Genomic DNA, 12937 nt, shown 5'->3' on the forward strand with positions numbered 1-12937 from the left:
GCGAGGTTTCGCGGCTGGTCGACGTCGGCGCCGCGGCGGACGCCGATCTGGTAGGCGAGGAGCTGGAGGGGGATGACGGTGACGATGGGGGAGAGCGCTTCGGGGAGGGCCGGGACGCGCAGGACGTGGTCGGCGACGCCGTCGAGCTCGGCGGGGTCGCGGTCGGTGACGACGATGACCTTGCCGTCGCGGGCCTTCACCTCCTGCAGGTTGCTCTTCGTCTTCTCGAAGACGCGCCTGCCGGTCGCGATCGCGACCACCGGCAGGTTCTCGTCGATGAGCGCGATCGGCCCGTGCTTCATCTCGCCGGCGGGGTAGCCCTCGGCGTGGATGTAGGAGATCTCCTTGAGCTTCAGCGCCCCTTCGAGCGCCACCGGGTACTGGATGCCGCGGCCGAGGAAGAGGAAGTCGGTCGCCGTGTGGTATTGCCGCGACAACTTTTCGATCTCGGGCTCGAGTGCCAGGGCCTCCGAGATCGCCTGCGGCAGGTGGGCGAGCGGGGCGAGGAGCTCGGGCTCGATCTCCCGCCCGAGCTGCTGGCGGAGGTAGAGCGCGAGCAGATAGAACGCCACGAGCTGGGTGGTGAACGCCTTGGTCGAGGCGACGCCGATCTCCGGGCCGGCGTGGGTGTAGAGCGTGCCGGAGCTGATGCGCGTCGCCTGCGAGCCGGGGACGTTCGAGAGCGCGATCAGGCGTGCGCCGCGCTCCTTCGCCGCCTCCATCGCCCAGACGGTGTCGATGGTCTCGCCGGACTGCGAGATGCCGGCGACCAGCACCGAGGCGTCGGCGATCGGATCGCGGTAGCGGTACTCCGAGGCGTAGTCGACCTCGACCGGAATCCGCGCCAGCTCCTCGATCAGGAACTTGCCGATGAGCGCCGCATGCCAGGAGGTGCCGCAGGCGAGGAGCTGGATGCGCGCGAGCGAGCGCACGTAGTCGGGCGCCAGCTCGAGGGCGTCGAAGCCGACCGTACCGGTCTCGAAGTCCACCCGGCCGCCGAAGGTGTCGCGCGCGGCCTCGGGCTGCTCGAAGATCTCCTTCAGCATGAAGTGCTTGTAGCCGCCCTTCTCGACCTGCTGCGGATCCCAGTTGAGGCGCGTCACCGGGCGCTCGACGGCGGCGCCCGAACGGTCCCAGATCTCGATCTGCGAGCGGGTGAGGCGAGCGATGTCGCCGTTGTCGAGGAAGATCACGTCGCGGGTGTGTGCGATGAGCGCCGCCGGGTCGGAGGCGAGGAAGCTCTCGCCCTGCCCGAGACCGAGGACGAGCGGTGTGCCCTGGCGCACCGCGACGATCTCTTCGCCGTCTCCCTGGGTACTCTCGGTGCCGATCAAGGCGCAGGCGTACATACCCTCGAGCTCCCCGACCGCGCGCTTGACCGCCGCGGCCAGGTCGCCGTCGTAGTAGGACGAGACGAGGTTCGCGATCACTTCGGTGTCGGTGTCGGTCGAGAAGGTCCAGCCCTCCGCGAGGAGTCGGCGCTTGATGACGAGGAAGTTCTCGATGATGCCGTTGTGGATGATCGCGATCCGGTTCCGCGAATCGACGACCGGGTGGGCGTTCCTCTCGGTGGGCTTGCCGTGCGTCGCCCAGCGAGTGTGGGCGACGCCGTAGCTGCCGTGCAGGCCGTTGCCGGCCAGGCGCTCCACCAGGCGGTCGAGCTTGCCTTCGGCGCGGCGCGTCTCGAGTTTGCCGTCGGACACCACCGCCACGCCAGCCGAGTCGTAGCCCCGGTACTCCAGCCGCCGCAGCCCGTCGATGAGCAGCGGCACGACCTCACGGGGTCCGACGTAGCCGACGATTCCACACATTTTCAGTCGCTCGCTTTCCTGTCGGTCGGTGGCGCCGTCCGGACACGTCGCTCGGCCCAGCCGGGCACCGTGCGCTGCGGCGAACGCTCGACGGCGAGGGCGCCATCGGGCACGTCGCGCGTGATCACCGAGCCCGCGCCGGTCGTCGCATGGGCGCCGATCGTGACCGGCGCCACCAGCATCGTATCGCTGCCGATGAAGGCGCCGGCGCCGATTTCGGTGCGGTGCTTGCTCTCGCCGTCGTAGTTGCAGGTCACGGCGCCGGCGCCGATGTTCGCGCCGTCGCCGACCTCGGCGTCGCCGAGGTAGGCGAGGTGCCCGGCCTTCGCTTTCCTGCCCAGACGGCTGTTCTTGATCTCGACGAAGTTGCCGACCCGCGCCCCGTCGCCGAGGACCGTTCCCGGCCGCAGACGCGCGAACGGTCCGACCCGGCAGCCGTTGCCGACCGTGGCGCCGTCGAGCACGGAATAGGGTTCGATGACGCTGTCCTGGCCGACCGTCGAGTCGCGCATCCAGACGCCCTGGTGCAGTGTCGAGCCGGTGCCGACGCGGTTCGCGCCCAGGAGAGCCACGTCGGCGTGCACGACGCTGTCGGGGGCGATCTCCGACTCGGGTTCGATGGCGGTGCGCTCGGGCGCGAAGAGCGTCACGCCGCCGCGCTGGAGCTCGCGCGCCTTGCGCTCGAGGAGCAGCCGGTGGACCCGGGCGAGATCGGCGCGATCGTTGACGCCCAGCGCCTCGTCGGGATCCTCGAGCTCGACGACCTCGATCCTCCTGCCGGCCGCGGCGGCGTTGCCGAGGGCGTCCGTCAGATAGAGCTCGCCCTGGGCGTTGTCCGGTTCGAGGGCTGCGAGGAAATCGAAGATTTCCGGCGCGGGCAGGGCGTAGAGACCGGCGTTCACGCGGCAGATCGCTAGCTCCCCGGCGTCAGCGTCGGCGACCTCGACGATGCGGTCGAGCGTGCCATCGGGGCGGGTGAGGACGCGGCCCAGCGTACCGGGCTCGCGCAGGGTAGCGGCCGCCATCGCGCCCCAGCCGGCAGCGGCCGCCCGCGCCAGCCGGTCGAGCGTGGCGGCGCGCACCAGCGGGACATCGCCCGAGAGGACGAGCAGCAGCGCCGGGCGGTCGGAAGCGAGCGCCGCCGCCTGCAGGAGAGCGTGGCCGGTGCCGCGCTGTTCGCGCTGCTCCACCCAGGTGATGTCGTTCTCGGGGAAGGCGGCGCGGACGCTCTCGGCGCGGTGGCCGACGACGACCAGGAGGCGATCGCAACCCGAGAGCCGCGCGGTGGCGAGGACGCGCGCCAGCATCGGCCGGCCGGCGACCTCGTGCAGAACCTTCGGCAGCGCCGACCGCATGCGCTTGCCCTGACCGGCTGCGAGGACGACCGCGATACGGTCGGGTCCGGAGGTGCGGTCAGGTGCCATCGATAGCGGGGATCCCGAGGGCGGCGCGGGTCAGGAGGGGCCGTGGACGAAGGCGAACTCGGCCCGGTTGAGAACGTCGGCGAAGTCGGAGTCGTGGAAGGCCAGGACGCGATTCCGGGCGTTCTGCCCGACGGCGAGCGCCAGGAGCTCAGCGGCCTCCGCGATGGCACCCTCGAGCGCCAGGATGGAGGCTGCGAGGTAGGCCATCCGCTCGTCGCGGTGATGGCGGCCGCCGCGCCGGCAGAGCGCCAGCGCCGCGGCGAAGTCTCCGCGGTTCTTCGCCACCACCGCCTGGAGGTAGGGGTCTTCGTCGGTGTCCGGGGCGCTGCCGTTGCCGAGGCGCTGCTCGCAGAGCGCGAGGTATTGGCGGGCGCGCTCGCCGAGGCTGGGGTCGTCGTCGATCTCGCCGAGCAGGCGGCGGAACAGTCCCGCGGCCTCGCGCCAGTGCTTCTGCTGCGCGGCGGCGACGGCGCGTCCGAAGAGCTCGACCTGCGGATCCGGGACGGGGCCGGAAACCGGGCGAGGGACGGCGGGGGCGGGCTTCTTGGCAGTGCGCTTGTCGGGCATCGAAGGGGGGGTCGCGGGAGAGTGGGTCGGGGTCGGTCGGAAAGACGATCGAAGGGACGGACTCAGCGCTTGCGCAATTCGACGAGGATCTGCTTCGCCACCGCCTTCAGGGTGTCGAAGACTCCGATGCCCGTCGTGGCCACGGCCTCGAAAGTCGGCTCGCGCTTGTAGTTCAGCGTGCGGTACATATCGGCGACCGGCGCGACGTCGGGCATGTCGCGCTTGTTGAACTGCAGGGCGTACGGAATCGTCTGCAGGTCGAAGCCGTGCTCGTGCAGGTTGTCCTCGAGGTTGCGGATGGACTCGATGTTGGCCTCCATCCGCTCGGGCTGGCTGTCGGCGACGAAGACCACGCCGTCCACGCCCTTCAGGATCAGTTTGCGGCTGGCGTCGTAGAAGACCTGCCCGGGGACGGTATAGAGGTGGAACCGGGTCGTGAAGCCGCGGATCGACCCGAGGTCGAGCGGCAGGAAGTCGAAGAAGAGCGTGCGATCGGCCTCGGTGGCGAGCGAGATCATCTTGCCCTTCGCCTCCGGCGCGGTCTTGCTGTAGATGAACTGCAGATTCGTCGTCTTGCCGCCCAGGCCAGGGCCGTAGTAGACGATCTTGCAGTTGATCTCCCGGCTGGCGTAGTTGATGAACGTCATGGCGTTTCGAGTGTCGGTCCGCGGAAGTTCCGGACCTACTCGGAGAACAGGGCGTCGATGTCCTCGTCCGTGATCTCGGAAAACGGACTGGCATGAGTCGGGGTGGCGGCGCCCTTCGTCTGCTTCACCTGCATGTCCTCGAAAATGTGGTCCATCTCCTGGCTGCCGCGCTTGACGCGCAGCCGGACCAGGCCGAGGGACGAGCGGTCATCGAAGATGACCAGCAGGATGGCGCGCTTGGCGACGATCGAGATATGGATGTGATCGCGCTTGCCCTCGTGGAAGAGGACCGAGAACTCGCGCTCGCCGATGAGCTTGGCGAGCCCGTCGGTGGCCGCGACGTTGCCAGCGGTCAGGCTCGCGAGGCTGGTGGTGTCGAACTGCTCCACCTCGCCGGCGGCGGCGATCTGCTGGCCGTTCTTGTCGATGAGGAAGATGGCCCGGGCGTTGGCCTCCTGGCGCAGTTTCTTCAACGCCCCGTCGAGGCGTTGGAACTCTTCCTGATACAAGACCAGCTCAGCTCCAGCCATCGGCTCGGCTCTCCCGGGTGCTAGACAGACGATCGGGGCGATCGCGCGCCTCGATAAGACAGGGATAATACGCCACTCTCGCCGGGCTGCCCAAGTTCCGCCCGAAGGGGTCCGGGGCGGTCGGTAAACAGGCCGGCGGCCCCCTGCGCCAGAAGCTCGCGGGCGCGGGCGGCGTCGTTCACCGTATAGACCAGGAGCGGCGGTCCCGCGCTGGCTCCGCGGGCGCGAAGCGACGCTGCGCTGGCGCGGGCGACTCCGCCGGCGACGTGCAGGCTCCAGGCGGCGAGCTCCTCGCCCAGGCGTTCGAGCGCGGGCGTCCAGAGCCGGGCGAGCGGCGCGATCCGGGCGGTCGCCGACTGGCGGCGCAGCTCCCGGAGCAGGGCGGCGTCGAAGGAGGAGAAGAGGACGTTCTGCCGGCCCGCGGTCGCCGCGAGGGCGAGCTCTGCGAGCCGCCCGGGGGCCGTGCGGCGGACCTTGAGCTCGATGTTCACCGGAAACTCCGGCGGCAGGGCGACGAGGAGCTCGGCCAGGGTCGGAATGCGTCCGGCTGGCTCTGGACACCCCGGACACTCCGGGTGCTCCGGATGCCGCAGCGCAACTCCCTGGAGCTCGCCGAGGCTCGTGCTCTCGACCTCGAGGTCGGGCCGCCCGGCGAGGCGCCCCAGATGCTCGTCGTGATGCAGGACGAGGACGCCGTCGGCCGTCGCCCGGACGTCGAACTCGAGGAGGTCGGCCCCCTCCTCGACGGCGCGCAGGAGGGCCGGGAGGGTGTTCTCGAGCAGTGGCAGGGCGCCGCGATGGGCGGCGATCCAGGGGGGCGGCGGGAGTTTCACCTGGCGGCCATCTTCCGCCGCCGGCCGCCGCCGCGCAAGGCGGGCGAGCGCCGGCAGGCAGCCTGCCTCTCGCCGGAGCGACTGTGGTGAGCGGCACGAAAAGCTTCGGCAAAGGGGGTTAGGATCGTAGCCAACCGTCTGCGGGTCTTCCCAGCCGTCGCGCGCCAAGGGTACCGATGCCAAGAGGTTCTCGCCTGAAAGTCGATCTCTCCCGGCGCCGGCCGTGGGCAGTCGCTGCAGCTCTAGCGAGCGCGGCGGTTCTTTCCTCTGCCGGTCTTTTCGCGCAGGGGCCTGCGCGAACGCTCGCCCCAAGCGCGATCGAGCAGGTGCGCCAGCTCACCGAGTGGAAGAACGGTCGCACCGCGGCGGAGCGCAAGATCGACTCGCAGCTGCTCTTCGCGCTGGATCGCCGATCGGGTCGCATGGCGGGCGCTCTGTCGACGATCGAGCCCCTGGCGTTGCCCAAAGAGGGCGCGCTCGAGGTCGACATCGACCTCGTCCCGGGAGTGGATCCCGGACCGGTGGCCGCGGGCATCCGGACGCTCGGCGGAGAGGTCGCCTTCTCGTCGTCGCGGTTCGCCTCCTTGCGCGCCCGCGTCGGCCTCGACTCGATCCGGCCGCTCGCCGCGCGGCCCGAGGTGCGGCGCATCGTGCCGGCGCGCCAGCCGTTCACGCAGGGAATCGTCTCGGAGGGCGATCGCACCCACGCCGCCGACTCGGCCCGCGACCTCTACGCCCTCGACGGCGGCGGAAGAAAAGTCTGCGTCCTTTCGGACGGCGTGGGTGCCCTCGCCTACTCGCAGGCGACCGGGGAGCTGCCCGCGGTCGACGTCCTGCCGGGGGAGGAGGGGAGCGGCGACGAGGGCGCCGCGATGCTCGAGATCGTCCACGACCTCGCCCCGGGTGCCGAGCTCGGTTTCGCCACCGCCTTCGGCGGGGTGGCGCGCTTCGCAGAGAACATCCTCGATCTCGCCGCGAGCGGCTGCGAGGTCATCGTCGACGACGTGATCTACCTCGTCGAGTCGCCCTTCGAGGACGGCAGCATCGCCGCGGCGGTGGACGAGGTGAGCGCGCAGGGGGTGCTCTACGTCTCGTCGGCGGGCAACCAGGGAAATCTGGACGACGGCACCTCCGGCACCTGGGAGGGCGACTTCGCCCCCGGCCCGCCGCTGCCCGTGCTTCCCGGCCTCGAGCTCCTCGACTTCGGCGGTGGCGAATCGTCGAACCTGCTCCTCGAGGACGCCCCGGCCGTCGTCCTGCACTGGACCGATCTGTTCGGGACGGCGGCCAACGACTACGACCTCTACGTACTCACCGGCGATCTCGCGAACGTCGCCCGCTTTTCGAACAACACCCAGGACGGCAGCGGTGGCGACGACGATCCGGTCGAGATCATCAGCTTCTTCGGCTCTGGCGCATCGCTCGGCGAGCGGCTGGTGGTGGTGCGCGCCGCGGGTGCCGCCCGCCTGCTGAATCTGGTCGCCTTTCGCGGCGAGCTCGCCCGGGCGACCGGGGGTGCCTTGCGCGGCCATGCTGCCGCGGCAGGGGCGCTCGCCGTCGCGGCCGCGCCGGCCTTCGCCGCCTACAACTCGGGCCAGCCCTCGGGTCCGTATCCGCTCGCCTTCGACGCCAGCCAGGCGAGCGAGACGTTCAGCGCCGACGGACCGCGACGGATCTTCTTCTCCGCCCAGGGGACGCTCCTGCCGGGCGCCCCGCCGGGCGACTTCTCTTCGACCGGCGGCATCGTGCGTGCCAAGCCCGAGCTCACGGCCGCCGACGGAGTCTCGACCTCGGTGGACGGCTTTTCTCCGTTCTTCGGGACCTCCGCGGCGGCGCCGCACGCGGCGGCGCTCGCGGCGGTCTACTGGAGCGCCCTTCCCGCGGCGACCGCGGAGCAGGTGCGGGCGGCGCTCCTCGATCAGGCGCTCGACATCGAGGCGCCGGGGCCCGACACGACCACCGGGCACGGCCTGGTCGATCTCGCTGCGATGCTCGCCGCCGCTGCGGTGCCGATGCGCGCCAATCTCGAGCTCGGCGCGGTGGTGCCTTCGGAGCTCCTCGGAAACGGCGACGCGGTTCTCGATCCGGGAGAGCGCTGGCGGCTCGACGTCGAGCTCGCGAACGTCGGCGGCGCCGCAGCAGAGAAGATCTCGGCCGCTCTCGCGGCAGAGAGCGCCGACACGGTGGTCGTGGACGGGAACGCCGCGTGGACGGATCTGGCGGCGGGCGCGAGCGTCACGAGCTTCGACGGCTTCGTGATCGAAGTGGCGCGCAGCGCACCCTGCGGCGCGATCCTGCCGCTTTCGCTCTCTGTCCTCTACGCCGGCGGCGTGGCACCCGAGACGCTGACGTTCCAGCTCGTCCTGGGTGCTCCCGGCGAGCCGGTGCGCTTCGTCTACGCCGGGCCGCCGGTCTTCATCGCCGACACGACGGTGCGCGGCGTCCCGGGTCCGGAGGCGATCGCGCACCTCCCGGTCTCCGGCCTCGGGGGCTTCCTCGCCGATCTCGATCTGTCGTTCGACGGCGAGCTCTGCACGATCGTGCCGGTCGCCCCGACGGTGGGTATCGAACACCCGTTCGTGAGCAATCTGTTGATCGAGCTCATTGCGCCTTCGGGTCTCGCCCTCCCGATGATCCGCTTTGCCGACGGTCTGGGCAACCACTTCTGCCAGACGGTGCTCGACGACGAGAGCCCCGGCGGACCGATCCAGGGCGTCGAAACGGACGACAATCCGTTCACCGGCAGCTACCTGCCGGCGCGACCGCTCTCGAGCTTCGACGGCGAGGATCCGAACGGTACCTGGACGATCCGGGTCACCGACTGGAATCCACTCGACGTCGGCTACGTGCGCGCTTTCTCGCTCACCGCCACGCCGGCGGCCTGTCGTGCTTTCGGCGGCGCGGTGGAGATCCCGGCCCTCTCCCCGGCCGGATTGGCGCTGAGCGCTCTGCTCCTGCTCGCAGTCGGTCTGCATCTCCTGGCGCGCCGCCGCTCGCCCCGCTCCCCTGATCACCTCGATCGCTTCGATCGCTCCAGTGACTGAGCACGCCGCCGACTCGAGGGGTCCGGCCGACTCCGCGGCGCGGGCCGCCCGGGCGCGCAGGGAGCTCTGGATCTGGCTGACGCCGGTCCTGCTCGCACTTGCCCTGCTGAGCATCGCGGGCGCGAGCCGGGCGTGGGCGCCGCGCGGTTGGATGCCCGAGCCTCTGCTCGGCCTCGTCCTGCTCGGCGGCGCCCTCGCCGGCGCACTCCATCGTCCGTTCGGCGGTGCCTCACTCGCCCTCGGGGCGGTGATCGTCTACCCCGGCTTCGAGCACCTGGGTATTGTCCCGGTCGCCGTGCTCGTGCCGTTCGCGCTCGCCGGAGCGGAGCTCCTGCAGCGCTGGATCGAAGCCCATCGCGACCTGCCGCTGCCCGAGCGCCGAAGCCTCTCGCGGCTGGCCGGGTGGGTGGCGATCGCGGAGCTCTCAGTGCTCGCCGCCGGCGCGATCTTCCTGCTCGTGCCGGACCGTTTCGCGCTCGCCGCGATGGTCTCCGCGCTCGTCTGGCTCGCCATTCCGGCGGCCTACGAGCTGATCATCCGGCGATCGGTGCGGCGCGAGTCGGCGCTCGACTTTCTGCGCTCGCAGACGCCGCTGCTCTACGACCTCGCGGGGCTCGTGCTCGGCGCGCTGGTCGTCGTGGTGGCCGGAGGCGCCGGCTGGGTGACGGCCTGGGTCGTGCTGGGCGCCTTCGCTCTGCTCGCCGGGGAGGCGGCGCGCAACGGTCTCGCCGCCGCCGGGCATGTTCGCCGTCTCGATGAGGCGCATCGCCTGCGCCGCGCCGGCGCGGCGCTCGCCGAGGGGGGCGCCGGCATTCTCGGGGTCGCCGAGCAGGTGCGCACCGAATGCGCGGCCCTGCTGCCCTTCTCCTGGTTCCAGCTCGAGCTCGAGGTTCCCGACCAGGGGCGGGCGAGCTGGTGGGCGGAGGCCGGTGGCGCGCTCGCGCCGGGGGCACCCGCGCCACCACCGGTGCCGCCGGCGCTCCCCGGCATCCATCGGCGCGGGGCGTGGAAGGTCGTCGAACGCGCGCTGGGCGAGCCGCGGCCGATCGGTTGGGTCCGCCTCTGGTTCGACCCGCGGCGGATCGAGCCGCGGGCGCTCGAGCTCTTCAACGGCCTGTTGCCGCAGATGGCCGCATCGTTGCGCGAAGCGCTCGTCGAACGGGCTGCCAAAGTCGACCGGCTGACCGGAGCGGCCTCGCGACGGGTGCTCGAACAGCGCCTCGAGGAGGCGTTCGCGCAGAGCCGCGAGGAGGGGAGCTCGATCGCCGTCGTGATCTGCGACCTCGATCACTTCAAGCGCATCAACGACACCTACGGCCACCCGACCGGCGACCTCGCGCTGAAGAGCGTCGCCCAGGTGCTGCTCGCACCGGCGCGCGGCGGCGACCTCTGCGCCCGCTACGGCGGCGAGGAGTTCGTGCTGCTGTTCGAGGAGACCTCCGGCGAGACGGCGCTCGAGATCGCCGAACGCCTGCGCAAGCGGGTCGAAGCGCTGGCGGTCGAGGCTCCTTCCGGCGACCGCCTCACGCTGACCATGAGCGTCGGCGTCGCCGCCGCCCCCGAGCTCGCCGTGAAGAGCGCCCACGATCTCCTGCATCTCGCCGACCAGGCGCTCTACACCGCGAAGCACCTCGGGCGAAATCTCTGCCTGCTCGACACCGGCCAGGGGAGGCTCCGCACCGCTGCGGGCGACCTCGTCGAGCTGGCCGAGAGCGCCGGCACGTCGAGCGAGGCCGACGGTTCGGGTGCGAAACCGTCCCCCGAAGCGCCGGTCTTCTTCGCCTGAAGCGGCGCCGGCTGGAGCCGGCCCACAAGAGCCCGCCCCGGAGAGCGCGCAGGCAGTTCGTCTAGAATCCGTTTTTCGACGCACGGTTCGAGATCGGAGGAGTCCCTTGTCAGCCAGTGAATCCCGTTGGGCCTTGATCCTCGGCGCTTCGAGCGGCTTCGGTGAAGCTGCGGCGCTCGAGTTCGCCGCCGCCGGCTACGACATTTTCGGCGTCCACTTCGATCGCCGCCAGGCGATGCCCCACGTCGAGGAGATCCGCGCCGGCATCGCGGCCACCGGTCGCCAGGCGCACTTCTTCAACATCAACGCCGCCGACCACGACAAGCGCGCCGAGACGGTCGCCGAGATGGTGCGCCTCGCCGGCGGCCGGCCGATCGGCGTCCTCATGCACTCGCTCGCCTTCGGCACGCTGAAGCCGTTCATCGCCGACGACCCGAAGGACGCGATCACACCGGCGCAGATCGAGATGACGCTCGACGTCATGGCGAACTCGCTGGTCTACTGGACGCAGGACCTGGTGCGCAGCCGGGCGCTCGGCATGGGGGGCCGCGTCTTCGCCATGACCTCCGCCGGCGACCACGTCGTCTGGAAGGCCTATGGCGCGGTCTCGGCGGCGAAATCGGCGCTCGAGTCGCACGTCCGCCAGCTGGCCTACGAGCTCTCGCCGCTGGGCATCGCGGTGACCGCCATCAAGGCGGGTGTCACCGACACGCCGGCGCTGCGGAAGATCCCGGGCAACGAGCAGATCGTCGAGAGCGCCAAGGCCAGGAACCCCTCCGGCCGCCTGACCACGACGCAGGACGTCGCGAAGTGCCTGGTGGCGCTCGCGGCGCCGGGCGCCTACTGGCTGACCGGCTCGGTCCTGAACGTCGACGGCGGCGAGGACATCGCCGGCTGAGCCGTCGCCGGACCCTTTGGAGGGGTCTGGAGCGGTCCGGGTCGGCGCGCGAGCGGGCGAGCGTCGCGTTGACACCCGCGGGAGCCGTTCCGTAGACTGCCAGATCGGACGGGGCGTAGCGCAGCCTGGTAGCGCACCTGCCTTGGGCGCAGGGGGTCCCCAGTTCAAATCTGGGCGCCCCGACCAGCTCTTGGACGGACATCCAGAAGCAGCCGACGACAGGAGCCCGCAGCGATCAGCTGCCTGTAGCTCAGTTGGATAGAGCAGCGGCCTTCTAAGCCGCGGGTCGGGGGTTCGAATCCCTCCAGGCAGACCAGTTGGTTTCGGTCCGCAGGGACGGAAGAGACCGGCAACGAGCAGGGATGTGCAGGGAAGTATGGTGAGCGTAGCTCAATGGTAGAGCCCCGGATTGTGGTTCCGGCTGTTGCGGGTTCGAGTCCCGTCGCTCACCCCATTTTTTGACGGTTCTTTCGCAAGCACGGCGCCCGTAGCTCAGCTGGATAGAGCGTGAGCCTCCGGAGCTCAAGGTCACAGGTTCGACTCCTGTCGGGCGCACCATTTGCCACACCCTTTCTCCCCCCATCTCTCCCGCCGTGTCCTGTTTCACAGCCCGGAATCCCGGGGATGCTAGAATCCGGGGAAGTATCCGAGGAGGCTGAGCCATGAGAGCTGACAAAGTCGTGCATCGCGCTCGCACCCGTGTCGTTGCGTTGCCGCTCCTCCTGCTGGTGGGCGCGTTCGCCGCGCTGCCGGTTTCGGCGGCGGTCTATACCGTCACGATGAAGAACGGGACGACCTTCGACAGCCGCTATCAGCCGGAAGAGGCGAGCTGGGACGAGAACCTGGTCGTCGTGATGACCGAGTTCGGCAACCGCATCGCGCTCGCCGCAGCCGAGATCGACAGCGTCACGGTCGACAGCGAGAGCCGCGGCTTCGGACATCAGATCAACTCGACCACCATGGCGCTCGGCTGGGCGCCGAACGACGCCATCGATCCGACCTCTCCAGAGGGCCAGGCCGCTCTGGCTGCCGAGGCGGCGGCCGCGGCCAACGCCGCGCAGGCGCCGACGGTCTACAATCAGCAGCAGTTCGTCGAACCGGGGGCGCTCTCGGGCCTTCCCGTCTGGATGACCGGCATCAACGCCGTGCCGCAGGTGCAGCCGGTGGTATCGGCGCCGCCACCGAATCAGTAGGCGCGCATTCGGGTTCGCCGGGCGCCCGGCGATCCTCTCGAGCAAGGCTCCCAAGGCCCCGCGCGGTGCGGGGCTCACTTTGACAACCACGACGTAGCGGTGGCCCCGCGAGAAATCGCGGGGCTCGCAAGAGGGAAGCCGGTTTGAAGCCGGCGCGGCCCCCGCCACTGTAACCGGGTACGAAACCGGAGACACCACTGCGCG

10 protein-coding genes, 4 tRNA genes and 1 riboswitch are annotated in these 12937 nt (G+C 70.6%); of the genes, 8 read left to right on the forward strand and 6 right to left on the reverse strand.

All coding sequences use genetic code 11. The features are described 5' to 3' along the window. The 6 genes from glmS to KBI44_19420 form a co-directional block, all read right to left on the reverse strand. On the reverse strand, positions 1 to 1811 hold a 1811-nt coding region (gene glmS / locus KBI44_19395), incomplete at its 3' end, for a glutamine--fructose-6-phosphate transaminase (isomerizing) (protein ID MBP9146651.1). A 2-nt stretch (positions 1812 to 1813) separates the two neighbouring features. Beyond that, complete coding sequence (gene glmU / locus KBI44_19400) at positions 1814 to 3235, reverse strand: bifunctional UDP-N-acetylglucosamine diphosphorylase/glucosamine-1-phosphate N-acetyltransferase GlmU (protein ID MBP9146652.1); 1422 nt, start codon at positions 3233 to 3235, stop codon at positions 1814 to 1816. Between the two features lie 30 nt (positions 3236 to 3265). Then, positions 3266 to 3802: a hypothetical protein gene (locus KBI44_19405; GenBank protein MBP9146653.1), complete on the reverse strand. Its 537-nt coding sequence runs from the start codon at positions 3800 to 3802 to the stop codon at positions 3266 to 3268. A gap of 62 nt (positions 3803 to 3864) precedes the next feature. Beyond that, complete coding sequence (locus tag KBI44_19410; protein ID MBP9146654.1) at positions 3865 to 4449, reverse strand: GTPase domain-containing protein; 585 nt, start codon at positions 4447 to 4449, stop codon at positions 3865 to 3867. Between the two features lie 35 nt (positions 4450 to 4484). After that, the gene (locus KBI44_19415) at positions 4485 to 4979 is read right to left on the reverse strand and encodes a roadblock/LC7 domain-containing protein (GenBank protein ID MBP9146655.1); all 495 of its coding nucleotides are present in this window, start codon (positions 4977 to 4979) and stop codon (positions 4485 to 4487) included. Between the two features lie 20 nt (positions 4980 to 4999). Next, the gene (locus KBI44_19420; protein ID MBP9146656.1) at positions 5000 to 5812 is read right to left on the reverse strand and encodes a hypothetical protein; all 813 of its coding nucleotides are present in this window, start codon (positions 5810 to 5812) and stop codon (positions 5000 to 5002) included. A gap of 326 nt (positions 5813 to 6138) precedes the next feature. Here KBI44_19420 and KBI44_19425 point away from each other — a divergent pair, with 326 nt between their 5' ends. The 8 genes from KBI44_19425 (at position 6139) to KBI44_19460 (ending at position 12733) form a co-directional block, all read left to right on the forward strand. Further along, complete coding sequence (locus KBI44_19425) at positions 6139 to 8856, forward strand: S8 family serine peptidase (GenBank protein ID MBP9146657.1); 2718 nt, start codon at positions 6139 to 6141, stop codon at positions 8854 to 8856. Further along, positions 8849 to 10642: a GGDEF domain-containing protein gene (locus tag KBI44_19430; protein MBP9146658.1), complete on the forward strand. Its 1794-nt coding sequence runs from the start codon at positions 8849 to 8851 to the stop codon at positions 10640 to 10642. Before KBI44_19425 ends, KBI44_19430 begins: the two co-directional genes overlap by 8 nt. Positions 10643 to 10775: 133 nt before the next feature. Continuing rightward, positions 10776 to 11540 (forward strand): SDR family oxidoreductase, encoded by a 765-nt coding sequence (locus KBI44_19435; GenBank protein ID MBP9146659.1) that lies wholly within the window; start codon positions 10776 to 10778, stop codon positions 11538 to 11540. Positions 11541 to 11649: 109 nt separating this feature from the next. Further along, positions 11650 to 11726: transfer RNA gene (locus KBI44_19440), tRNA-Pro, on the forward strand. 53 nt (positions 11727 to 11779) lie between these two features. Next, positions 11780 to 11856, forward strand: a tRNA-Arg gene (locus KBI44_19445). Between the two features lie 63 nt (positions 11857 to 11919). Continuing rightward, positions 11920 to 11994 (forward strand) — tRNA-His (locus KBI44_19450). A gap of 27 nt (positions 11995 to 12021) precedes the next feature. Further along, positions 12022 to 12098 (forward strand) — tRNA-Arg (locus tag KBI44_19455). 104 nt (positions 12099 to 12202) lie between these two features. After that, the gene (locus tag KBI44_19460; GenBank protein ID MBP9146660.1) at positions 12203 to 12733 is read left to right on the forward strand and encodes a hypothetical protein; all 531 of its coding nucleotides are present in this window, start codon (positions 12203 to 12205) and stop codon (positions 12731 to 12733) included. An 80-nt stretch (positions 12734 to 12813) separates the two neighbouring features. Further along, positions 12814 to 12937, forward strand: a riboswitch (cobalamin riboswitch). This riboswitch is flagged as partial in the annotation.

It is taken from the genome of Thermoanaerobaculia bacterium (assembly GCA_018057705.1).
Classification (GTDB): domain Bacteria; phylum Acidobacteriota; class Thermoanaerobaculia; order Multivoradales; family JAGPDF01; genus JAGPDF01.